The organism is Kitasatospora sp. NPDC058478, from assembly GCF_042720345.1.
Lineage (GTDB): Bacteria > Actinomycetota > Actinomycetes > Streptomycetales > Streptomycetaceae > Kitasatospora.
Genome location: NZ_JBHXML010000091.1, coordinates 12,343 through 34,880 on the forward strand (window position 1 = coordinate 12,343; position 22,538 = coordinate 34,880).

A 22,538-nucleotide genomic window follows, 5' to 3' on the forward strand; every position below is an offset into this window, starting at 1 on the left:
CCGCGTGAAGCGCCACCTCGTCTCCGCCGCCGACCTCACCCGCGACGACGCGCTGCTGATCCTGGACACCGCCGAGGAGCTGGCCCAGCTCTCCGGACGGGCCGTCAAGAAGCTGCCCACGCTGCGCGGCCGGACCGTCGTCAACCTCTTCTTCGAGGACTCGACCCGCACCAAGACCTCCTTCGAGGTCGCCGAGAAGCGGCTCTCCGCCGACGTCATCAACTTCTCCGCCAAGGGCTCCTCGGTCTCCAAGGGCGAGAGCCTCAAGGACACCGCGCTCACCCTCCAGGCGATGGGCGCCGACGCGGTCGTCGTCCGGCACCACGCCTCGGGCGCGCCGGCCCGCCTCGCCCAGTCCGACTGGCTGCACGGCAGCGTGATCAACGCCGGTGACGGCACCCACGAGCACCCCACCCAGGCGCTGCTCGACGCCTTCACCATGCGCCGCCACCTCAACGCCGGGCTGGGCAACGACCTCGCCGGGCGCCGGGTGACCATCGTCGGCGACATCCTGCACAGCCGGGTCGCCCGTTCCAACGTGCACCTGCTGACCACCCTCGGTGCCCAGGTCACCTTCGTCGCCCCGCCGACGCTGCTGCCGATCGGCATTCAGAACTGGCCCTGCGAGGTCAGCTACGACCTGGACCGCGTGCTCCCCAAGACGGACGCGGTGATGATGCTGCGGGTGCAGCGCGAGCGGATGAACGCCGCGTTCTTCCCGACCGAGCGCGAGTACAGCCGCCGCTACGGCCTGAACGGCACCCGGATGTCCCAGCTGCCCGAGCACGCCATCGTGATGCACCCCGGCCCGATGGTGCGCGGCATGGAGATCACCGCCGAGGTCGCCGACTCGCCGCGCTGCACCGTGGTCGAGCAGGTCGCCAACGGCGTGTCGGTCCGGATGGCCGTCCTGTACCTGCTGCTCGGGGGAGCCACCCTCAACGACGCCCGCACCGACTCCGTGGAGACCGCTCAGTGACCACCTACCTGATCCGCAACGCCCAGATCCTCGGCGGTGCCCCGCAGGACCTCCACCTCGCCGACGGTGTGATCAAGGCGATCGGCACCGGCCTGGCGGTCGAGGCGGACATCGAGATCGACGCCGGCGGCCTGATCGTGCTGCCCGGCCTCGTCGACCTGCACACCCACCTGCGCGAGCCCGGCCGCGAGGACGCCGAGACCGTGCTCACCGGCACCCGGGCCGCCGCGATGGGCGGCTTCACCGCCGTGCACGCGATGGCCAACACCACCCCGGTGGCCGACACCGCCGGCGTGGTCGAGCAGGTCTGGCGGCTCGGCCAGGAGGCCGGCTACTGCGACGTGCAGCCGGTCGGCGCCGTCACCGTCGGCCTGGAGGGCAACAAGCTCGCCGAGCTGGGCGCGATGCACGAGTCCGCCGCGAACGTGCGGGTCTTCTCCGACGACGGCAAGTGCGTGGACGACGCGGTGCTGATGCGCCGCGCCCTGGAGTACGTCAAGGCCTTCGACGGCGTCGTCGCCCAGCACGCCCAGGAGCCGCGGCTCACCGAGGGCGCCCAGATGAACGAGGGCCAGGTCTCCGGCGAGCTCGGGCTCGGCGGCTGGCCGGCCGTCGCCGAGGAGTCGATCATCGCGCGGGACGTGCTGCTCGCCGCGCACGTCGGCTCCCGGCTGCACGTCTGCCACGTCTCCACCGCCGGCTCGGTCGAGATCATCCGCTGGGCCAAGGCCAAGGGCTGGGACGTCACCGCCGAGGTCACCCCGCACCACCTGCTGCTCACGGACGAGCTGGTCCGCTCCTACGACCCGGTCTACAAGGTCAACCCGCCGCTGCGCACCGCCGAGGACGTCCAGGCGCTGCGCAAGGCGCTCGCGGACGGCACCATCGACGCCGTCGCCACCGACCACGCGCCGCACCCGGACGAGGACAAGGACTGCGAGTGGGCCGTCGCCGCGATGGGCATGGTCGGCCTGGAGACCGCGCTGTCGGTCGTGCAGCAGACCATGGTGGACACCGGCCTGCTGAACTGGGAGGGCGTCGCCGACCGCATGTCGCACCGCCCGGCCCGGATCGGCCGTCTCGCCGGACAGGGCCGTCCCGTCTCGGTCGGTGAGCCGGCCAACCTGGTGCTGTTCGATCCCGCGTACCGTGGTGCCGTGAACCCGGACAGCTTCGCCACCCGCAGCCGCAACACCCCCTACAAGGGCCTTGACCTGCCCGGACGGGTGCACGCCACCTTCCTGCGCGGGCGCGCCACCGTGCTGGCCGGCGAGCTGGCCGAGCAGGGCGGGGCGGCGTGACCGGCCCGGCCGCGCTCGCCCAGGAGCAGGCCAAGGTCACCAACTGGCCCGGGTACATCGGCTGGGCCGTCGGCCTGCTGATCGTCATCGGGCTCGTCTACTGGCTGATGCGGCAGGGCTGGAACTGGCGGCGCACCCTCCAGTCCGGCATCCCGCCGCTGCCCGCCGTGCCGGCCGGCGCCGGGCGGACCATCCTGGAGACCAGCGGGCGGTACCACGGCTCCACCACCGCCGGGAACTGGCTCGACCGGGTCGTCGCGCACGGCCTGGGCACCCGCAGCCGCGCCGACCTCACCCTCGGCGAGGACGGCCTGCTGGTGCGGCGCCCCGGTGACGTCGACCTCTGGATCCCGGCCGGGCACCTGACCGGTGCCCGCACGGACTCCGGGATCGCCGGCAAGGTCGTCCCGGCCGGGCTGCTCGTCGTTAGCTGGACGCACGAGGGCACCGAGCTGGACTCGGGCTTCCGGGCCGACCACCCCGACGAGCACGCCGCCTGGGTCGAGGCGATCGCCCAACTCGCAACACGTACGAAGACGAAGACGGAAGAGGCCGCTCAATGACCGCACCTGCCCCCACCACGCAGCGCCGACGGCGGGAGCGCACCCCCGCCGTGCTCGTCCTGGAGGACGGCCGGACCTTCCGCGGCGAGGCCTACGGCGCGACCGGCGAGACCTTCGGCGAGGCCGTCTTCAACACCGGCATGTCCGGCTACCAGGAGACCCTCACCGACCCGTCGTACCACCGCCAGGTGGTCGTGATGACCGCCCCGCAGATCGGCAACACCGGCTGGAACGACGAGGACGACGAGTCCAAGCGGATCTGGGTCGCCGGGTACGTCGTGCGCGACCCCGCCCGGGTGGCGTCCAACTGGCGCTCCACCCGCTCGCTGGACGAGGAGCTCGTCCGCCAGGGCGTCGTCGGCATCAGCGGCATCGACACCCGGGCGCTCACCCGCCACCTGCGCGAGCGCGGCGCGATGCGCTGCGGCATCTTCTCCGGCGAGGCGCTGACCGACCAGGCCGAACTGCTCGCCCGGGTGCAGCAGTCGCCCGAGATGAAGGGCGCCGACCTGTGCGCCGAGGTGGCGACCACCGAGGCGTACGTCGTGCCCGCGATCGGTGAGAAGAAGTTCACCGTCGCCGCGCTGGACCTCGGCATCAAGGGGATGACCCCGCAGCGGATGGCCGAGCGCGGCATCGAGGTGCACGTGCTGCCGGCCAACTCCACCCTGGAGGACCTCTACGCGGTCCAGCCGGACGGCGTGTTCTTCTCCAACGGCCCGGGCGACCCGGCCACCGCCGACCACCAGGTCGCCGTCGCGCAGGGCGTGCTGGAGCGCGGGACCCCGTTCTTCGGGATCTGCTTCGGCAACCAGATCCTCGGCCGCGCACTGGGCTTCGGCACCTACAAGCTCAAGTACGGCCACCGCGGCATCAACCAGCCGGTGCAGGACCGCACCACCGGCAAGGTCGAGGTGACCGCGCACAACCACGGCTTCGCCGTGAACGCACCGCTGGACCGGGTGAGCGACACCCCCTTCGGGCGGGTCGAGGTCTCCCACGTCTGCCTCAACGACGACGTGGTCGAGGGCCTCCAGGCGCTCGACGTCCCCGCCTTCAGCGTGCAGTACCACCCCGAAGCGGCGGCCGGCCCGCACGACGCGGCCTACCTCTTCGACCGGTTCGTCGAGCTCATGCGCGGCGACGACAAGCACAGCGCGAAGCTCATGGAGGGCCAGCGTGCCTAAGCGCACTGACATCAAGTCCGTCCTGGTGATCGGGTCCGGCCCGATCGTGATCGGCCAGGCCGCCGAGTTCGACTACTCGGGCACGCAGGCCTGCCGCGTCCTCAAGGCCGAGGGCCTGCGGGTCGTGCTGGTCAACTCCAACCCGGCCACGATCATGACCGACCCGGAGATCGCCGACGCCACCTACGTCGAGCCGATCACCCCGGAGTTCGTCGAGCGGATCATCGCCAAGGAGCGCCCCGACGCGCTGCTGCCGACCCTCGGCGGGCAGACCGCGCTCAACACCGCGATCTCCCTGCACTCGGCCGGCACGCTGGAGAAGTACGGCGTCGAGCTGATCGGTGCCGACGTGGTGGCGATCAACAAGGGCGAGGACCGCCAGCTGTTCAAGGGCGTCGTCGAGGCGGTCAACGCCAAGATCGGCCACGGCGAGTCCGCCCGCTCGGTCATCTGCCACTCGATGGACGACGTGCTGGCCGGCGTCGACACGCTCGGCGGCTACCCCGTCGTCGTGCGCCCCTCCTTCACCATGGGCGGCGCCGGCTCCGGCTTCGCCCACGACGAGGAGGACCTGCGCCGCATCGCCGGCCAGGGCCTGGCCCTCTCGCCGACCACCGAGGTGCTCCTGGAGGAGTCCATCCTCGGCTGGAAGGAGTACGAGCTGGAGCTGATGCGCGACAAGAACGACAACGTCGTGGTCGTCTGCTCCATCGAGAACTTCGACCCGATGGGCGTGCACACCGGTGACTCGATCACCGTCGCCCCGGCGATGACCCTCACCGACCGTGAGTACCAGATCCTGCGCGACATCGGCATCGCCGTGATCCGCGAGGTCGGCGTCGACACCGGCGGCTGCAACATCCAGTTCGCCGTCAACCCCGACGACGGCCGGGTCATCGTCATCGAGATGAACCCGCGGGTGTCGCGCTCCTCCGCGCTGGCCTCGAAGGCGACCGGCTTCCCGATCGCCAAGATCGCCGCCAAGCTGGCCGTCGGCTACACGCTCGACGAGATCCCCAACGACATCACCGAGCAGACCCCGGCCTCCTTCGAGCCGGCCCTCGACTACGTCGTGGTGAAGGTCCCCCGGTTCGCGTTCGAGAAGTTCCCGAGCGCCGACGCCACGCTGACCACCACCATGAAGTCGGTCGGCGAGGCCATGGCCATGGGCCGCAACTTCCCCGAGGCGCTGCAGAAGGCGCTGCGCTCGCTGGAGAAGAAGGGCTCCCAGTTCTCCTGGACCGGCCCGGTCGGCGACAAGGCCGAGCTGCTGGTCAAGGCGGTCGTGCCGACCGACGGCCGGATCAACACCGTGATGGAGGCCATCCGGGCCGGTGCCACCCCGGAGGAGGTGTTCGAGGCCACCAAGATCGACCCGTGGTTCGTCGACCAGCTCTTCCTGCTCGACGAGATCGCCGCCGAGCTGACCGAGGCCGTGAAGCTCACCCCCGAGCTGCTGCGCCACGCCAAGCGGCACGGCTTCTCCGACCAGCAGATCGGCGAGATCCGCGGCCTGAAGCCGGACGTCGTCCGCGAGGTCCGGCACGCGCTCGGCATCCGCCCGGTGTTCAAGACCGTCGACACCTGCGCCGCCGAGTTCGCCGCCAAGACCCCGTACTTCTACTCGTCCTACGACGAGGAGAACGAGGTCGCCCCGCGCACCAAGCCGGCCGTGATCATCCTCGGCTCCGGCCCGAACCGCATCGGCCAGGGCATCGAGTTCGACTACTCCTGCGTGCACGCCTCCTTCGCGCTGGCCGACGCCGGGTACGAGACCGTGATGGTCAACTGCAACCCGGAGACCGTCTCCACCGACTACGACACCTCCGACCGGCTCTACTTCGAGCCGCTCACCCTGGAGGACGTGCTGGAGATCGTCCACGCCGAGCAGCAGGCCGGCCCGCTGGCCGGCGTGATCGTCCAGCTCGGCGGCCAGACCCCGCTCGGCCTGGCCCAGGCGCTCAAGGACAACGGCGTGCCGATCGTCGGCACCCAGCCCGAGGCGATCGACCTCGCCGAGGAGCGCGGCGCCTTCGGCCGCGTGCTGCGCGACGCCGGCCTGCCCGCCCCCAAGCACGGCACCGCCTTCTCCTTCGCCGAGGCCAAGGCCATCGCCGACGAGATCGGCTACCCGGTGCTCGCCCGCCCGTCGTACGTGCTCGGCGGCCGCGGCATGGAGATCGTCTACGACGAGGCCTCGCTCGCCTCCTACCTGGAGCGCCACGCCGGCCTGATCTCCGAGCACCCGGTGCTCATCGACCGCTTCCTCGACGACGCGGTGGAGATCGACGTCGACGCGCTGTACGACGGCACCGAGCTCTACCTCGGCGGCGTCATGGAGCACATCGAGGAGGCCGGCATCCACTCCGGCGACTCCGCCTGCGCGCTGCCCCCGATCACCCTCGGCGGCTACGACATCAAGCGCCTGCGCACCTCCACCGAGGCCATCGCGCGCGGCGTCGGCGTCCGCGGCCTGATCAACATCCAGTTCGCGCTGGCCGGGGACATCCTGTACGTGCTGGAGGCCAACCCGCGCGCCTCCCGCACCGTGCCGTTCACCTCCAAGGCGACCGCCGTGCCGCTGGCCAAGGCCGCCGCCCGGATCTCGCTCGGCGCCACCATCGCCGAACTGCGCGCCGAGGGCCTGCTCCCGGCCGAGGGCGACGGCGGCACGCTGCCGGCCGACGCGCCGATCGCGGTCAAGGAGGCCGTGATGCCGTGGAGCCGCTTCCGCGACATCCACGGCCGCGGCGTGGACACCGTGCTCGGCCCGGAGATGCGCTCGACCGGCGAGGTCATGGGCATCGACAAGGTCTTCGGCACGGCCTACGCCAAGGCCCAGGCCGGCGCCTACGGCGCGCTGCCGACCAAGGGCAAGGTCTTCGTCTCGGTCGCCAACCGCGACAAGCGCAACCTGGTCTTCCCGGCCCGCGCGCTGGTCGGCCTCGGCTTCGAGGTGCTCGCCACCGCCGGCACCGCCGAGGTGCTGCACCGCGGCGGCATCCCGTCCACGCTGGTGCGCAAGCACAGCGAGGGCGAGGGCCCCAACGGCGAGCGGACCATCGTCCAGCTGATCCACGACGGTGAGGTCGACCTCATCATCAACACGCCGTACGGCACCGGCGGGCGCCTCGACGGCTACGAGATCCGCACCGCCGCCGTGTCCCGCGGCGTGCCCTGCCTGACCACGGTCCAGGCGATGGGCGCGGCCGTCCAGGGCATGGACGCGCTGCTGCGCGACGAGGTCGGGGTGATGTCGCTCCAGGAGCACGCCGCGCTGATCAACGCCGGCCGCAAGTAGCACCACAGCAGTGGGGGGCACCGAGGCCAGCCGGGTGCCCCCCACTTCCATGCCCTGATCCGGGTGCTCACGCTCAGATCCGGGCCCTGATCCGGGAGTTGGGTTTTTGTACAAGCTGCTGTTCGACCTCGTCTTCAAGAAGATGGACCCCGAGAAGGCCCACCACCTCGCCTTCTTCTGGATCCGGCTCGCCTCCTCGGTGCCCGGCCTGCGCACGCTGGCGCGGCTGGTGCTCGCCCCGCGCGACCGGGCGCTGCACACCACCGCCCTCGGCCTCGACCTGCCGGGCCCGTTCGGCCTGGCGGCCGGCTTCGACAAGAACGGCGTCGGCATCGACGGCCTGGCGATGCTCGGCTTCGACTACGTCGAGATCGGCACCATCACCGGCGAGCCCCAGCCGGGCAACCCGACGCCCCGGCTGTTCCGCCTGGTCGAGGACCGCGCGCTGATCAACCGGATGGGCTTCAACAACCAGGGCTCGGCCCGGGTCGCCGCGCGCCTCGCCGCCCGCCCGCACACCAGCTCCACCCCGGTGATCGGCGTCAACATCGGCAAGACCAAGGTGGTCGAGGAGGCCGACGCCGTCGCCGACTACGTCAAGTCCACCGAGCGGCTGGCCAAGTACGCCGACTACCTGGTCGTCAACGTCAGTTCGCCGAACACCCCCGGGCTGCGCAACCTCCAGGCCGTGGACCACCTGCGCCCGCTGCTCGCCGCCGTCCGCGAGGCCGCCGACCGCACCACCGCGCACCACGTCCCGCTGCTGGTCAAGATCGCCCCCGACCTGGCCGACGAGGACGTCGACGCGGTCGCCGACCTCGCCCTGGAACTGGGCCTGGACGGCATCATCGCCACCAACACCACGATCGGCCGCGAAGGCCTGCGCACCGACGCCGCCCGGGTCGAGGAGATCGGCATGGGCGGCCTGTCCGGCGCCCCGCTCAAGGCCCGCGCCCTGGAGGTGCTCCAGCGCCTGCGCGCCCGGACCGGGGGCCGGCTGACGCTGGTCTCGGTCGGCGGCGTCGAGACCGCCGAGGACGTCTGGCAGCGGATCGTCCACGGCGCGGACCTCGTCCAGGGCTACAGCGCCTTCATCTACGAGGGCCCGTTCTGGTGCCGCCGGATCCACCGGGGCCTCTCCGCCCGGATCCGGGCCGCGGGCTACCGCGACCTGGCCGCCGCCGTCGGCAGTGCCGTCGACGGCACCAAGGCCGCCTCCTGAACCTCCGTACGCCACGGCTCCGTACGACGCCCCGTGCGAGCCGTGTAGGACCCGCGCACGGCCTCCGTGCGGCCTCCCCACGACCTTCCGGAAGGACGACATGACCCTCGCCCCGTTCGGCGCCCGGCTGCGCCAGGCCCTCGACACCCGTGGCCAGCTCTGCGTCGGCATCGACCCGCACGCCTCCCTGCTCGCCGCCTGGGGGCTCGGCGACGACCTCGCCGGCCTGGAGACCTTCAGCCGCACCGTCGTCGAGGCGCTGGCCGACCGGGTGGCCGTGCTCAAGCCGCAGGCCGCCTTCTTCGAGCGCTTCGGCAGCAAGGGCGTCGCGGTGCTGGAGAAGTCCGTCGAGGAGGCCAGGGCGGCCGGCGCGCTGGTCCTGATGGACGCCAAGCGCGGCGACATCGGCTCCACCATGGCCGCCTACGCGGAGGCCTTCCTGTCGCCCGGCAGCCCGCTGTTCTCGGACGCCGTCACGGTCAGCCCGTACCTGGGTTTCGGCTCGCTGCGCCCGGCCCTCGACCTGGCCCGCGCGCAGGGCTGCGGGGTGTTCGCGCTGGCGCTCACCTCCAACCCGGAGGGCCACGAGGTGCAGCGGGCGGTCGGCGCGGACGGCGAGTCGGTCGCGGCCTCGGTGCTGCGGCAGCTGGCGGCGGAGAACGGCGACGCCGCCCCGCTGGGCTCCTTCGGCGCGGTCGTCGGCGCGACGCTCGCCGACGCGGGCGTGGAACTGGCCATCAACGGCCCGCTGCTGGCTCCCGGGATCGGCGCCCAGGGCGCGACGATGGCCGACCTGCCGCGGGTGTTCGGCGCCGCGGTGATCAACGTGGTGCCGAGCGTCAGCCGGGACGTGCTCAAGCACGGTCCGTCGGTGGCGGCCCTGCGCTCGGCGGCCGAGCGGTTCGTCGGCGAGTACGCGGACGCGGTGAAGTAGCAGACACGGTGAAGTAGCGGACGCGGTGAAGTAGCGGCGATCGCGGGCGCGAGCGCGTAGCGGGGCGATGACCCTGCGCAGTGTGCGCAGCCCGGCGAGGGTCCCCGGACCCCACCGAAGTTGACGTGAGCGCCGTCACATTGGCGGTGTCAAAGTTTCGCAATCGCGGTCATTTTGCCCTGGAAAGTCCTGGTCGGCCTTGGCTGACCAGGACTTTTCGTGTTCTTTTCCTGACGTGGCGCCGCAATCCGGGTAGTGTCCGGCGATAGGTCATCGGCGAGCCGCGAAACCCGTAGCTCCCGCAGGTCAAGGGCCCTGTGGTTCCCCTTGCGGACGGTGTCCTGGGATCCAAACCAGTCATAGCTCAATCCCTTCCTTCCACACCCTGAGGTGAACGGCGTGGCTCTTCCGCCCCTTACCCCTGAACAGCGCACCGCCGCGCTCGCCAAGGCCGCCGAGGCTCGCCGGGAGCGCGCCGAGGTCAAGAACCGGCTCAAGCACTCCGGCGCCTCCCTGCACGAGGTGATCAAGGCCGGAAAGGCCGAGAACGACGTCATCGGCAAGATGAAGGTCTCCGCACTGCTGGAGTCCCTTCCCGGCGTCGGCAAGGTCCGTGCCAAGCAGATCATGGAACGCCTCGGCATCAGCGAGAGCCGGCGCGTCCGCGGCCTCGGTACGAACCAGATCGCCTCCCTGGAGCGGGAGTTCGGCGGCGGTGCCGCCTGACCGTGCCCCGTGGTCCCGGGAGCGTCCGCGATCCGGGATAATCGGTGCATGAGTGAGCGTCCGCGGCTGACCGTGCTCTCCGGCCCTTCGGGGGTCGGCAAGAGCACGGTCGTCGCTCATATGAGGAAGCAGCACCCCGAGGTCTGGCTCTCGGTGTCGGCGACGACCCGGCACCCGAGGCCGGGCGAGCAGAACGGGGTCCAGTACCACTTCGTCGACAACGACGAGTTCGACAAGCTGATCGCCAACGGCGAGCTGCTGGAGTGGGCCGTCTTCGCCGGCAACCGCTACGGCACCCCGCGCTCGGCGGTGCTGGAGAAGCTGGAGCGCGGCGAGCCCGTCCTGCTGGAGATCGACCTCCAGGGCGCCCGCCAGGTGCGCGAGTCGATGCCCGAGGCGCAGCTGGTCTTCCTGGCCCCGCCGAGCTGGGACGAGCTGGTCCGACGGCTGACCGGTCGGGGCACGGAGTCGCAGGACGTGATCGCGAAGCGGCTGGAGGCGGCCAAGGTCGAGCTCGCGGCCGAGACCGAGTTCGACACGACCCTTGTCAACACCTCCGTCGAGCAGGTAGCGGCCGAACTGCTAGCCTTGCTCGGTGTAGCCTGACCTGTCTGTCTTTTCCACCCTTTCGGAAGGTTTTCGCGTGTCCTCTTCCATGACCGCGCCCGAGGGCATCATCAACCCGCCGATCGACGAGCTGCTTGAGGCCACCGACTCCAAGTACAGCCTCGTGATCTACGCCGCCAAGCGCGCGCGTCAGATCAACGCGTACTACTCCCAGCTCGGTGAGGGCCTGCTCGAGTACGTCGGCCCGCTGGTCGACACCCACGTGCACGAGAAGCCGCTGTCGATCGCGCTGCGCGAGATCAACGCGGGCATGCTGACCGCCGAGGCGATCGAAGCCGCCTGAGGCGGTGCTCCGAAGTTTCTTGTGGAAGGGCCCGGCGGAATCGTTTCCGCCGGGCCCTTCGGCATTCCCGGGGGCTGTGGGATCGACCACGGTGCGCGCGGCGGCTGAGGGGCCGTAGGGTGTGCACGTCCCAGGAGTGGAGGAGAGCGGGAGTATGAGCGCGACTTCGGACCGGAGCGGGTCGGCGGACGCGCCGCGCGTCGCCCTCGGCGTCAGCGGCGGCATCGCCGCCTACAAGGCGTGCGAGCTGCTCCGCCGGTTCACCGAGTCCGGCCACCAGGTCACCGTGGTGCCCACCGAGGCCGCGCTGCACTTCGTCGGCGAGGCCACCTGGGCCGCGCTCTCCGGCCGCCCGGCCGCCACCGAGACCTGGGAGCGCGTGCACGAGGTGCCGCACGTGCGGATCGGCCAGCAGGCCGACCTGGTCGTGGTCGCCCCCGCCACCGCCGACCTGATCGCCAAGGCCGCCCACGGCCTCGCCGACGACCTGCTCACCAACACCCTGCTCACCGCCCGCTGTCCGGTCGTCCTGGCGCCCGCCATGCACACCGAGATGTGGGAGCACCCCGCCACCCGGGACAACGTCGCCACGCTGCGCCGCCGCGGCGTGATCGTGCTGGAGCCGGCCGTCGGGCGGCTCACCGGCAAGGACACCGGCAAGGGGCGGCTGCCCGAGCCGTCCGCGATCTTCGACGCCTGCCGGGCCGTGCTGCGCCGGGGCGGGGCCGCCCCGACCGACCTGGCGGGCCGGCACGTGGTGGTCTCGGCCGGCGGCACCCGCGAGCCGCTGGACCCGGTGCGGTTCCTGGGCAACCGCTCCTCCGGCAAGCAGGGCTACGCGCTCGCCGTGACGGCCGCGGCCCGTGGGGCGCGCGTGACGTTGGTCTCGGCCAACGCGGAGCTCGCCGACCCGGCCGGCGTCGACGTGGTGCACGTCTCTACCGCGCTGGAGCTGCGCGAGGCGGCGCTGAAGGCGGCGGCGTCGGCCGACGCCGTGGTCATGGCCGCGGCCGTGGCGGACTTCCGGCCCGCCGAGTACGCCAGCGGCAAGATCAAGAAGGTCGAGGGGGTCGAGCCGGCGCCGGTCGCCCTCGTCCGCAACCCCGACGTCCTGGCCGAGCTGGCGGCGCACCGCGCCCGTTCGGGCCAACTCGTGGTGGGTTTCGCGGCGGAGACCGACGACGTGCTCGCCAACGGCCGCGCCAAGCTCGCCCGCAAGGGCTGCGACCTGCTGGTCGTCAACGAGGTGGGCAACGGCAAGGCCTTCGGGACGGACGTCAACGAGGCCGTGGTGCTGGGCTCGGACGGCAGTGAGACGGCCGTTCCGGTGGGTCCGAAGGAGGCGTTGGCGGACGTGGTCTGGGACCTGGTCGTCAAGCGGCTGGAAACGGTCGGCGACTGATCAAGCCCTGCTGGAGATCGGTCGAGATTTCCGGAAGCGGGTGACGTTCGGCGGAGGCATCCCGTTAGACTCCAGGAATCAAGTCTTTCCGGATGTCCCCGGTTCGCCGGGGGCCTTCAGTCAGCAGCCGCTGCAACCCCAGGGAGCGCTGTGTCTCGCCGCCTGTTCACCTCGGAGTCCGTCACCGAGGGACACCCCGACAAGATCGCTGACCAGATCAGCGACACCATCCTTGACGCTCTCCTGCGAGAGGACCCGACCTCCCGGGTCGCCGTGGAGACGCTCATCACCACCGGCCAGGTGCACGTGGCCGGCGAGGTGACCACCAAGGCGTACGCGCCGATCGCCCAGCTCGTCCGGGACAAGATCCTGGAGATCGGCTACGACAGCTCCAAGAAGGGCTTCGACGGCGCCTCCTGCGGCGTGTCGGTGTCCATCGGCGCGCAGTCGCCCGACATCGCTCAGGGCGTCGACACCGCGTACGAGGCTCGGGTCGAGGGCGACGAGGACGACCTGGACAAGCAGGGCGCCGGCGACCAGGGCCTGATGTTCGGCTACGCGTCCGACGAGACGCCCGAGCTGATGCCGCTGCCGATCACCATCGCGCACCGCCTCTCGCGCCGCCTGACCGAGGTCCGCAAGAACGGGACCATCCCGTACCTGCGCCCCGACGGCAAGACCCAGGTCACCATCGAGTACGACGGCGACAAGGCCGTCCGTCTCGACACCGTGGTGGTCTCCACCCAGCACGCCAGTGACATCGACCTGGAGTCGCTGCTCACCCCGGACATCCGCGAGTTCGTGGTCGAGCCCGAGCTGAAGGCGCTCGCCGACCAGGGCATCAAGCTGGTCACCGAGGGCTACCGCCTGCTGGTGAACCCGACCGGCCGCTTCGAGATCGGCGGCCCGATGGGCGACGCCGGCCTCACCGGCCGCAAGATCATCATCGACACCTACGGCGGCATGGCCCGCCACGGTGGCGGCGCCTTCTCCGGCAAGGACCCGTCCAAGGTCGACCGCTCGGCCGCGTACGCGATGCGCTGGGTGGCGAAGAACATCGTCGCCGCCGGCCTCGCCCGCCGCGCCGAGGTGCAGGTCGCGTACGCGATCGGCAAGGCCGAGCCCGTGGGCCTGTTCGTCGAGACCTTCGGCACCGAGACCGTGCCGGTGCTGTCCATCCAGAAGGCCGTCACCGACGTCTTCGACCTGCGCCCGGCCGCGATCATCCGCGACCTGGACCTGCTGCGCCCGATCTACTCCCAGACCGCGGCGTACGGCCACTTCGGCCGTGAGCTGCCCGACTTCACCTGGGAGCGCACCGACCGGGTGGAGCAGCTGAAGGCGGCCGTGAAGGACTGAACGGCCTGATCGTCCGGAAGCGGCGCCTACCCCCGGGCGGGGTGGGCGCCGCTTCTGTGCGTTCTGTCGGTGTGACCTGGTAGTACTGGGAGCGATGAGCAGCACAGGGGAGACGGAGAACACGGAGAACGGGGCCGAGCCGGAGCAGCTGGCGTTCATCCGGGAGACGGTCAAGCGGGCCAAGCCCCGGACGTGGCGCGGCGCCAAGCGGGCCGAGCACCTGCCGGTGGCCCGGGTCGTGGTGGACAAGGGCGTGCTCACCATCGACAAGTTCTTCGACTACGAGGTGCCGGCCGCGATGGCCGAGGAGGCCCGCCCGGGCGCCCGGGTGCGGGTGCGCTTCGGCGCGCGCGTGGTGAAGGGCCAGCGCGAGGGCGGGGAACTGCACGACGGGTTCATCGTCGCCCGGCTGGAGAAGAGCGACTTCCCCGGCCCGCTCGCCCCGCTCGCCCAGGTGCTCTCGCCCGAGCCCGTGCTCACCCCCCAGCTGCTCCGGCTCTGCCGGACCGTCGCCGACCGCTACGCCGGCACCCTCGCCGACGTCCTCCAACTGGCCGTCCCGCCCCGGCACGCCAAGGCCGAGGCCGAGCCCTCGCCGCCGGCGCTCCCGCGCCCCCCGGCCCCCGCCCCCGGGGGCTGGCAGCGCTACCCGGCCGGGCCCGACTTCCTCGCCGCGCTGGCCGACGGCGGCGCGCCGCGCGCCGTCTGGGCGGCGCTGCCCGGCCCCGGCTGGCCGTACGAGATCGCGCGCGCCGTCGCCGCCACGCTGGCGGGCGGGCGCGGCGCGCTCGTCGTGCTGCCCGAGGGGCGGTCGGTGGCCCGGGTCGACCAGGCGCTCACCGAACTGCTCGGCGCGGGCCGGCACGTGGCCCTGGAGGCCGACCTCGGCCCGCGCGAGCGCTACCGGCGCTGGCTGGCGGTGAGCCGCGGCTCGGTGCACGCCGTGATCGGCACCCGCGCCACCATGTTCGCGCCGGTGCGCGACCTCGGGCTGGTCGTCGTCTGGTCCGACGGCGACAACAGCCACAGCGACCCGCGCGCCCCGCACCCGCACGTGCGCGAGGTCGCGCTGCTGCGCGCCGCCGAAGAGGGCGCGGCCGTGCTGCTCGGCGGCCACGCCGTCACGGTGGAGGGCGCGCAGCTGGTCAGCACCGGGTGGGCCCGCCCGCTGACCGCCGACCGGGAGACCGTGCGCCGGATCGCGCCGCGGGTGCGGACCGTCACCGACCAGGACCAGCACCGCGACGGCGCCGCCCAGTCCGCCCGGCTGCCCTCGGTGGCCTGGGAGGCCGCCCGGGAGTCACTGGCCGCCGGACACCCGGTGCTCATCCAGGTGCCCCGGCGCGGCTACGTGCCCCGGCTGTCCTGCGCGCGCTGCCGCACCCCCGCCCGGTGCCGGCGGTGCGAGGGCCCGCTGGAGGCGCCCGCGGCCGACGCCGCGCTGAACTGCGGCTGGTGCGGGGAGGCGGAGACGGACTGGCACTGCCCCGAGTGCGGCTCGTTCCGGCTGCGCGCCCAAGTGGTCGGCGCCCGGCGCACGGCGGAGGAACTGGGCAAGGCGTTCCCGCGCATCCCGGTGCGCACCTCCGGACGGGACGCGGTGCTGGCCACCGTCCCGGACGAGCCGTCGCTGGTGATCTCCACGCCCGGCGCGGAGCCGGTGGTGGACGGTGGCACCGGGTACGGGGCCGCGCTGCTGCTGGACGGCTGGGCGCTGCTCGGCCGGCCCGACCTGCGGGCCGGGGAGGAGACGCTGCGGCTCTGGCTGGCGGCCGCCGCGCTGGTCCGGTCCGCCGAGGAGGGCGGCTCGGTGGTCGTGGTCGCCGAGCCGTCGGCGCGGCCGGTGCAGGCCCTGGTCCGCTGGGACCCGCTGGGCCACGCCGGGCTGGAACGCGACGAGCGGGCGCAGCTGCACTTCCCGCCGGTGTCGCGGATGGCGTCGGTCAGCGGCAGCCCGGCGGCCGTGGCCGACCTGCTGGGGCTGATCCGGCTGCCCTCGGAGGCGGACGTGCTCGGGCCGGTACCGGCCCCGGCCCTGCGCGGGGAGGAACAAGAACGCGCGCTGCTGCGGGTGCCGCCCGGGCAGGGGGCGGCGCTGGCGGCCGCCCTCAAGGCGGCGCAGATCGCGCGGATCGCGCTGCGGACGCCGGAGGCGGTCCGGGTGCGGGTGGATCCGACCGACATCGGGTGAGGCCGGCGGGGGCGGGGTGAGTGGCCACCCCGCCCCGGATGGCGCTGGTCGGACGGCGGCGTCAGCCGCGCAGCGGGATGCCGGTGCGGTCGATCGGGGTGCGGTCGATCGGAGTGCGGTCGATCGGGGTGCGCTCGGGGGTGGTGCGGTCGACCGGGGGGCGGTCGAGGGGGCCGCGTTCCAGCGCGGTGCGGTCGAGGGCGTTGCGGTCGAGGCTGCTGCGGTCCAGGCCGCCCTGGCGGGCCGCCGGGACGGTCGCCGCCAGCCCGCCGGACGGCACGGCGGGCAGCTCCTCCGAGCGGTCCGGGCGGCCCTGGCCCGGGACGGCACCGCTGGCGGCGAGGAGTTCGCTGGTCGGGCGGCGCATCCCGTACCGGCGGTGCACGGCCTGCTTGGTGACCCCGAGGGCCGAGCCCACCGAGTCCCAGGAGAAGCCCAGCGCCCGGTCGAACTCGACCGCCGCCGCGACCAGGGTCTCCACGCTCTCCCTCAGCTCCTGCGCCAGGCGCACGGTCGGCGCGGGCGCCCGTCCGTACACCACGAAGCCGGCCGACGTGCTGGGCCGGCGCGGACGGTAGACGTTGCCCAACTGGGCGGTGAGCGTCCGCAGCGCGTCGACCTGCCGCCTCACCCGCTCGATGTCCCGCACCAGCAGGTGCAGGCTTGCCCGCGCCCGGGCGTCGTGGTTGATCTGCTCGGCCATGGCCTACGTGCCACCTTCCGTACGGTTCAGCTCGGCCGGGGCGCGGTGTCCCGTGCGCCCGGCCCCGGTCAATCTCACTTGACCAACGCCGAAGCGGGGGCCGGGGTAACGCCGCCGGGCAGACTCGGGATATGCCAGAAGCCGGTGCCGGGGTGGGGGAGGGGCGTTCGGGGCCGCGCGAAGGGTGGTGCGAGGGGCTGCGCGAGGGGCGGTGTGAGGGCATGGGCGGCGGGCCGGGTGCGTTGCATAGACTTGCCGGGAACCCGTAGTTGCCCGCAGCCCAGCACCCTCGACGGACAGGAGCCCGTACCCCGTGGCGATCCAGCCGATCCGGCTCTTCGGAGACCCCGTCCTGCGGGCCACCGCCCAGCCGGTGACCACGTTCGACAAGGAACTGCGCACCCTGGTCGGCGACCTCACCGAAACCATGCTCAACGCTCCTGGTGCAGGCCTCGCCGCGCCCCAACTCGGCGTCTCCCTGCGGGTGTTCACCTATCACGTGGACGGTGTCGCCGGGCACCTGATCAACCCGGACCTGTCGCTGACCGAGGAGGAGCAGGACGGCCCCGAGGGCTGCCTCTCGCTGCCCGGCCTGCGCTACGACACCAAGCGCGCCTACGGCGTGGTCGCCAAGGGCTTCACCATGTACGGCGATCCGGTCACCCTGGAGGGCACCCGGCTGCTCGCCCGTTGCATCCAGCACGAGACCGACCACCTCGACGGCATCATCTTCATCGACCGGCTCGACCGCGAGCAGCGCAAGGCCGCGCTGAAGGCGATCCGCGACACCGACTGGGGCGGCGCGCCCGCGCCGGTCGTCAAGGTCTCCCCGCACAGCACGTTCGGCGCCGCGCGCTGAACCCTCTGACGCCGAACCCTCTGACGCCGAACCCTCTGGCGCCGAACCCTCTGATCTCCAACGTCTTCTTGCAGAAAGGCACTTGATGCGTCTCGTCTTCGCCGGCACCCCCGAGGTCGCCGTTCCCGCCCTGGACGCCCTGCTCGCCTCCGACCGGCACGAGGTCGTCGCGGTGGTCACCCGCCCCGACGCCCCCGCCGGGCGAGGGCGCAAGCTGGTCGCCAGCCCCGTCGCCCAGCGCGCCGAGGAGGCCGGGATCGAGGTCCTCAAGCCGGCGAAGCCCAGCGACCCGGAGTTCGTCGCCCGGCTCACCGAACTCGCCCCCGACTGCTGCCCGGTGGTCGCCTACGGCGCGCTGCTGCGTCCCGGCACGCTGGAGATCCCCAAGCGCGGCTGGGTCAACCTGCACTTCTCGCTGCTGCCCGCCTGGCGCGGCGCGGCCCCCGTCCAGCACGCGGTGCTGGCCGGCGACGAGGTCACCGGCGCGGCCACCTTCCTGATCGAGCAGGGCCTGGACTCCGGCCCGGTCTACGGCGTGATCACCGAGGAGATCCGCCCGACCGACACCAGCGGCGAACTGCTCACCCGCCTCTCGGTGTCCGGCGCGCGACTGCTCACCGCCACCATGGACGGCATCGAGGACGGCTCCCTGCACGCCCTCCCGCAGCCGGCCGAGGGCGTCACGCTCGCCCCGAAGATCACCGTCGAGGACGCGCGCATCGAGTGGAGCCACCCCGCCCTGCGGATCGACCGTGTGGTGCGCGGCTGCGCCCCGGCGCCCGGCGCCTGGACGGAGTTCCGCGGCGAGCGGCTGAAGATCACCGGGCCGGTGAAGCTGCTGACCGACTCGTCCGCCCTGGCGCCCGGGGAGCTGGCCGTGGTCGGCAAGAACAGCGTGCGGGTCGGGACGGGCAGCCACGAGGTCGAACTCGGGGAGGTCCGCCCGCAGGGGAAGAAGGAGATGCGGGCGGCGGACTGGGCGCGCGGGGCGCGGCTGGAGTCTGGGGAGCGCTTCGGCTCAGAGGGCTGAGGCTCAGGTTTAGCGTTACTGTTCGTCTGATAACCACTGATAATCGTCTGATAGCCACCGATAACCACCGCAGCACCTTGAGGCACCCTGTGACCACCCCCAGCGCCCAGCGCGCCCCCCGCCCGCACCGCCGCCCGAAGAAGGACCCGGCCCGGATCGTCGCGTTCCGCGCGCTGCGCGCCGTCGACGAGCGCGACGCGTACGCCAACCTGATCCTGCCGTCGCTGCTCCGCGAAGCCGAGCAGAAGGGCATGGACCGGCGCGACGCCGCCCTCGCCACCGAGCTCGTCTACGGGACCCTGCGCCTGCAGGGCACCTACGACGCGATCATCGCCGCCTGCATCGACCGGCCGCTCAGCAAGGTCGACCCGCCGGTCCTGGACGTGCTCTCGCTCGGCGCCCACCAGCTGCTCACCACCCGCATCCCCAGCCACGCGGCGGTCTCGGCCACCGTCGAGCTGGCCCGGGTGGTGCTCGGCGACGGCAAGGCCAAGTTCGTCAACGCCGTCCTGCGCCGGATCAGCGCCCACGACCTGGACGCCTGGATCGAGAAGGTCGCCCCGCCGTACGAGAAGGACGCCGAGGACCACCTCGCCGTCGTCCACTCGCACCCGCGCTGGGTCGTCTCCGCGCTCTGGGACTCGCTCGGCCGCTGGCAGCCCGACGCTTCCGGGCGCAGCGCCCTGGAGGACCTGCTGCGTGCCGACAACGAGCGGCCCGAGGTGACCCTCGTCGCCCGCCCCGGCCGGGTCGACGTCGGCGAACTCGCCGACGCGCTGCCCGAGGCCGAGCCCGGCCGCTGGTCCCCGTTCGCGCTGCGGCTCGCCGAAGGCGGCGACCCGGGCTCGTTGGAGGCCGTCCGGGACAACCGGGCGGGCGTCCAGGACGAAGGCAGCCAGCTGGTCGCCCTCGCCCTGGCCAACGCCCCGCTGGACGGCCCGGACCGGCTCTGGCTGGACGGCTGCGCCGGCCCCGGCGGCAAGGCCGCGCTGCTCGCGGCGCTGGCCGCCGAACGCGGCGCCGGGCTGGTCGCGAGCGAGAAGCAGCCGCACCGCGCGCGGCTGGTCGCCCGGGCGCTGGAGGGCAACCCCGGCCCGTACACGGTGATCACCGCGGACGGCACCCGCCCGGCCTGGCGCTCCGGCGGCTTCGACCGGGTGCTGGTCGACGTGCCGTGCTCCGGCCTGGGCGCCCTGCGCCGCCGCCCCGAGGCGCGCTGGCGCCGCCGCCCCGCCGACGTCGCGGCCTTCGGCCCGCTCCAGCGGGACCTGCTGCGCTCGGCGATCGACGCCACCCGGGTCGGCGGGGTGGTCGGGTACGCGACCTGCTCGCCGCACCTCGCGGAGACCCGGGCCGTCGTGGACGACGTGCTGCGGGCCGAGGGCGGCCGGGTCGAGTGGATCGACGCGCGCCCGCTGCTGCCCGGCGTCCCCGCGCTCGGGGACGGGCCGGACGTGCAGCTCTGGCCGCACCTGCACGGGACGGACGCGATGTACCTGGCGCTGCTGCGGCGGACGGCGTGATCCGCTGATCCCGTGATCCCGTGACCTGGTGGGGGGACTGGGGAGAGCGGTGCGCTCAGCCGGGTGAGGGGGGCTGCGGCCGGGCGGGCGGGGGGCCGGGGAGGTCGGTGAGGAGGGCGTGGGCCTGGGCGCGGAGGCGGTCGACCGGGGGGTCCTCGCAGATCACCTCCAGGCCGAGCCCGCTCGCCTGCCCCCGGTGGTAGTACGACTGGTAGGCGAGGTAGGGGCGGTGGCCGTCGGTGGGGTCCAGCCCGACGGCGAGCGTCGCGAAGTGGGTGCGCTCGTTCTCGGTGCGCTCGAACTCCGTCCGGGAGAGCCGCCATTCGAACTCGTACGGCTCCGGATCGGACGGCAGGTCCAGCAGCGCCTGGGCGAGCCGGCGGACGTCCTCCGGCCCGGCGAACGGGAGCGACTCGGACCAGCGGGGCGCGGCGGCGAGCAGCTCCCAGCCGCCGCCGTTGCGGCTGACGGACAGTGCCCACTCGCCGTCCTGGTCGTGCCAGTGGCAGCTGAGGATCGGATCCATGGTGGTCAACCTCCTTGTGAGGCTTGGCCGTTCGGCTCTCCCCATCGTGGCACACCGGACCGCCGAAGGGAGCCGGGCGGGGCGGCCGGCGGGGGCGCGTGGGGATTTCGGGCCGGGGGTGGTCAGTCGGTGGCCGGGTCCGGCGCGGGGTGCCAGGGGCGGTCGGCGCGGGTCGGGCGGGCTGCGGCGGTGAGGCGCAGGGCGTACACCTCGCGGTCGGTGGCCGGGTGCGGGACGGGGCCGAGGTAGTCGTGGCCGGTCAGGTGGCACCAGGCGGGAAGGTCGAGGGGGGCGGCGGGGTCGGTGGTGTGGATGTGCACCACCGCGCCGGCCGGCAGGTCGGCGATCCGGGCGCGCAGGCGCAGCAGCAGTTGGACGCAGAGCAGGCCGGTGCCGTCGACGGTCAGGTCGGGGGCGGGCTCCTGGCCGGGCTGCTGCCCGGGGGTGTGGGTCATGGGGTTGCTGCCCTTCGCGGTGGTGCGGCGGTGCCGGGGTGCAGGGCTCAGCCTAGGCGCCGGGCCGGGGCGAGGCGCTGATGGCCCTCGCCCTGGACCCGGAGAGCGGCACCCGTTGCCGTCCGGGACGGTGCGGTACGCGGCGCCGTTCGGGATCTAGCAGTTTCGTAGTTCGGCAGTCCAGCAGTCCGTTGGTCCGTTAGTCGCGGGCTGTGGCCGCCCCCGGCCGCTGGTCGGGGGCGGTACCGCCGAGGCGGGTGAGCAGGACGGCGAGGCGGTCGAGGTCGTCGGGGCTCCACTGGTCGGCGGCGAAGAGCTCGGCCGCGACCTTCCGGGCCGTGTACAGCATCTCGGCGAGTCGTTCGCGGCCGGTCGGCGTCAGGGCCGCGTAGGCGACCCGGGCGTCGCGGGCCGCCGCCTCCCGGCTCACCAGGCCGATCCGCTCCAGCGGCGCCAGTCCGCGGGTGACGCCCGAGGCGGTGACGCCGAGGGCCTCGGCGAGGTCGACCCGGCGCATCCGGCCGCCGGGGGCGTGACCGAGGTGGAGCAGCAGGGTGAAGTCGGACAGGCTCACGCCGTGCAGGCGGCTGAGGCCCGCGTCGAAGCGCTTGGCCACGGCGGCCTGGGCGCGGACCAGCCGCAGGGCGGTGTCCAGCGGGTCGGGCCGGGTGCCCGGGTGCGGGTCGGTCTGAGGGTTGGCCTGCGGGTCGGCCGGTGGGTTCGTGTGCGGGTTGGCGTGCGGGTCTGTCATTGCTACCTCCTTGACTACTCAAGCATACCGGTGCGGTGAGCCGTCAAGGAGGTAGCGGGAGGGGGAGGGGGCTAGCCGGCGTTGGCGGCGCGGCGCTGCCGCTTGCCGAGCGGTGCCTGCGAGAGGTCCTCGGCCTGGGAGCGCAGGTTCTTGTAGCCGTAGCCGCGCTCGGCCAGCCAGGCCCGCGCCGCCTGCTCGGCCCGCTCGGCGGCCGCCAGGATGTCCTCCTCCGCCTCGCCCGAGTCGAGGAAGCGGAAGGTGAAGGCGGCCCGCGCGCCGAGGTCGTAGCTGAGGTGTCCCTCGCGGGTGAAGGCCGCGCGCAGCACGTCGTGTTCGGGCGCGCGGGCGAGGAGTTCGGCGTGCTGCTCGGCACTGAGGCCGTCGAAGACGCCGCGCACCATGATGCGGAAGGTTCGAGTGGTCATCCCCCGACCATAGGCAAGGCGGGCGGTCGACCGCCAACCCGATTTCGTGCCGCTGGTCGGGTCTCGCTGGTCGACAGTTCCCGGGCGGACCTAGGCGCAATGCCAGTGACTTTGGTGTGTCTGTCTCGTTGGTTGTGGTGTGGCGAGGGTGGGGCAGGTCAAGTCGTGTGCGGGTGAGCGGTTGTCGGATC

20 protein-coding genes and 1 pseudogene are annotated in these 22,538 nt (G+C 72.9%); 16 read left to right on the forward strand and 5 right to left on the reverse strand.

Annotated elements, in window-relative coordinates:
- The first annotated feature begins 4 nt into the window (after positions 1 to 4).
- From ACFWPT_RS36130 to ACFWPT_RS36190, 13 genes are all read left to right on the forward strand, one after another.
- Entirely contained in the window at positions 5 to 979 is a 975-nt protein-coding gene (locus ACFWPT_RS36130; protein WP_063346762.1) for an aspartate carbamoyltransferase catalytic subunit, read from the forward strand.
- Complete coding sequence (locus tag ACFWPT_RS36135; protein WP_380342385.1) at positions 976 to 2,280, forward strand: dihydroorotase; 1,305 nt, start codon at positions 976 to 978, stop codon at positions 2,278 to 2,280. Before ACFWPT_RS36130 ends, ACFWPT_RS36135 begins: the two co-directional genes overlap by 4 nt.
- The gene (locus ACFWPT_RS36140; protein WP_363372725.1) at positions 2,277 to 2,843 is read left to right on the forward strand and encodes a hypothetical protein; all 567 of its coding nucleotides are present in this window, start codon (positions 2,277 to 2,279) and stop codon (positions 2,841 to 2,843) included. The genes ACFWPT_RS36135 and ACFWPT_RS36140 overlap by 4 nt, the downstream gene beginning before the upstream one ends.
- On the forward strand, positions 2,840 to 4,030 hold the full coding sequence (gene carA, locus ACFWPT_RS36145) for a glutamine-hydrolyzing carbamoyl-phosphate synthase small subunit (RefSeq protein WP_063346759.1): 1,191 nt from the start codon (positions 2,840 to 2,842) through the stop codon (positions 4,028 to 4,030). The genes ACFWPT_RS36140 and carA overlap by 4 nt, the downstream gene beginning before the upstream one ends.
- Positions 4,023 to 7,331: a carbamoyl-phosphate synthase large subunit gene (carB, locus tag ACFWPT_RS36150; protein ID WP_380487018.1), complete on the forward strand. Its 3,309-nt coding sequence runs from the start codon at positions 4,023 to 4,025 to the stop codon at positions 7,329 to 7,331. The genes carA and carB overlap by 8 nt, the downstream gene beginning before the upstream one ends.
- A 106-nt stretch (positions 7,332 to 7,437) precedes the next feature.
- Complete coding sequence (locus ACFWPT_RS36155) at positions 7,438 to 8,553, forward strand: quinone-dependent dihydroorotate dehydrogenase (protein WP_380427660.1); 1,116 nt, start codon at positions 7,438 to 7,440, stop codon at positions 8,551 to 8,553.
- Between the two features lie 100 nt (positions 8,554 to 8,653).
- The gene (gene pyrF, locus ACFWPT_RS36160) at positions 8,654 to 9,487 is read left to right on the forward strand and encodes an orotidine-5'-phosphate decarboxylase (RefSeq protein ID WP_350877835.1); all 834 of its coding nucleotides are present in this window, start codon (positions 8,654 to 8,656) and stop codon (positions 9,485 to 9,487) included.
- Positions 9,488 to 9,886: 399 nt separating this feature from the next.
- The gene (gene mihF / locus ACFWPT_RS36165) at positions 9,887 to 10,213 is read left to right on the forward strand and encodes an integration host factor, actinobacterial type (protein ID WP_063346755.1); all 327 of its coding nucleotides are present in this window, start codon (positions 9,887 to 9,889) and stop codon (positions 10,211 to 10,213) included.
- A gap of 48 nt (positions 10,214 to 10,261) precedes the next feature.
- Entirely contained in the window at positions 10,262 to 10,819 is a 558-nt protein-coding gene (gmk, locus tag ACFWPT_RS36170; RefSeq protein ID WP_380370776.1) for a guanylate kinase, read from the forward strand.
- Positions 10,820 to 10,856: 37 nt separating this feature from the next.
- Positions 10,857 to 11,123 carry a DNA-directed RNA polymerase subunit omega gene (gene rpoZ, locus ACFWPT_RS36175; RefSeq protein WP_030240625.1) on the forward strand — a complete coding sequence of 89 codons (267 nt, stop codon included), beginning with the start codon at positions 10,857 to 10,859 and terminating at the stop codon, positions 11,121 to 11,123.
- A gap of 154 nt (positions 11,124 to 11,277) precedes the next feature.
- The gene (gene coaBC / locus ACFWPT_RS36180) at positions 11,278 to 12,525 is read left to right on the forward strand and encodes a bifunctional phosphopantothenoylcysteine decarboxylase/phosphopantothenate--cysteine ligase CoaBC (protein WP_063346753.1); all 1,248 of its coding nucleotides are present in this window, start codon (positions 11,278 to 11,280) and stop codon (positions 12,523 to 12,525) included.
- A gap of 150 nt (positions 12,526 to 12,675) precedes the next feature.
- Positions 12,676 to 13,884 (forward strand): methionine adenosyltransferase, encoded by a 1,209-nt coding sequence (gene metK, locus ACFWPT_RS36185; protein ID WP_063346752.1) that lies wholly within the window; start codon positions 12,676 to 12,678, stop codon positions 13,882 to 13,884.
- A 94-nt stretch (positions 13,885 to 13,978) separates the two neighbouring features.
- Positions 13,979 to 16,075 (forward strand): primosomal protein N', encoded by a 2,097-nt coding sequence (locus tag ACFWPT_RS36190; protein WP_380370769.1) that lies wholly within the window; start codon positions 13,979 to 13,981, stop codon positions 16,073 to 16,075.
- A 149-nt stretch (positions 16,076 to 16,224) separates the two neighbouring features.
- Here the strand turns inward: ACFWPT_RS36190 and ACFWPT_RS36195 are convergent.
- Positions 16,225 to 16,778, reverse strand: a pseudogene (locus tag ACFWPT_RS36195) (hypothetical protein); the annotation flags it as partial.
- 313 nt (positions 16,779 to 17,091) lie between these two features.
- On the opposite strand from ACFWPT_RS36195, the gene def reads away from it, so the two are divergent.
- From def to ACFWPT_RS36210, 3 genes are all read left to right on the forward strand, one after another.
- The gene (def, locus tag ACFWPT_RS36200; RefSeq protein WP_380487021.1) at positions 17,092 to 17,637 is read left to right on the forward strand and encodes a peptide deformylase; all 546 of its coding nucleotides are present in this window, start codon (positions 17,092 to 17,094) and stop codon (positions 17,635 to 17,637) included.
- 85 nt (positions 17,638 to 17,722) lie between these two features.
- A complete protein-coding gene (fmt, locus tag ACFWPT_RS36205) occupies positions 17,723 to 18,667 on the forward strand; it encodes a methionyl-tRNA formyltransferase (RefSeq protein WP_380370767.1) in 945 nt (314 codons plus the stop codon).
- Positions 18,668 to 18,756: 89 nt separating this feature from the next.
- Positions 18,757 to 20,190, forward strand: a complete 1,434-nt coding sequence (locus ACFWPT_RS36210) for a transcription antitermination factor NusB (RefSeq protein ID WP_363372709.1) — start codon at positions 18,757 to 18,759, stop codon at positions 20,188 to 20,190.
- 55 nt (positions 20,191 to 20,245) lie between these two features.
- On the opposite strand, the gene ACFWPT_RS36215 is transcribed toward ACFWPT_RS36210, so the two are convergent.
- The 4 genes from ACFWPT_RS36215 to ACFWPT_RS36230 all read right to left on the reverse strand — a co-directional run bounded on the left by ACFWPT_RS36215 (position 20,246) and on the right by ACFWPT_RS36230 (position 22,347).
- A complete protein-coding gene (locus tag ACFWPT_RS36215) occupies positions 20,246 to 20,716 on the reverse strand; it encodes a hypothetical protein (RefSeq protein ID WP_363372707.1) in 471 nt (156 codons plus the stop codon).
- A 122-nt stretch (positions 20,717 to 20,838) separates the two neighbouring features.
- Positions 20,839 to 21,171: a sulfurtransferase TusA family protein gene (locus ACFWPT_RS36220; RefSeq protein ID WP_063346746.1), complete on the reverse strand. Its 333-nt coding sequence runs from the start codon at positions 21,169 to 21,171 to the stop codon at positions 20,839 to 20,841.
- Positions 21,172 to 21,370: 199 nt separating this feature from the next.
- Positions 21,371 to 21,922, reverse strand: a complete 552-nt coding sequence (locus ACFWPT_RS36225; RefSeq protein ID WP_380370762.1) for a MarR family transcriptional regulator — start codon at positions 21,920 to 21,922, stop codon at positions 21,371 to 21,373.
- 71 nt (positions 21,923 to 21,993) lie between these two features.
- On the reverse strand, positions 21,994 to 22,347 hold the full coding sequence (locus ACFWPT_RS36230; RefSeq protein WP_063346744.1) for a DUF6204 family protein: 354 nt from the start codon (positions 22,345 to 22,347) through the stop codon (positions 21,994 to 21,996).
- Positions 22,348 to 22,538 lie beyond the last annotated feature (191 nt).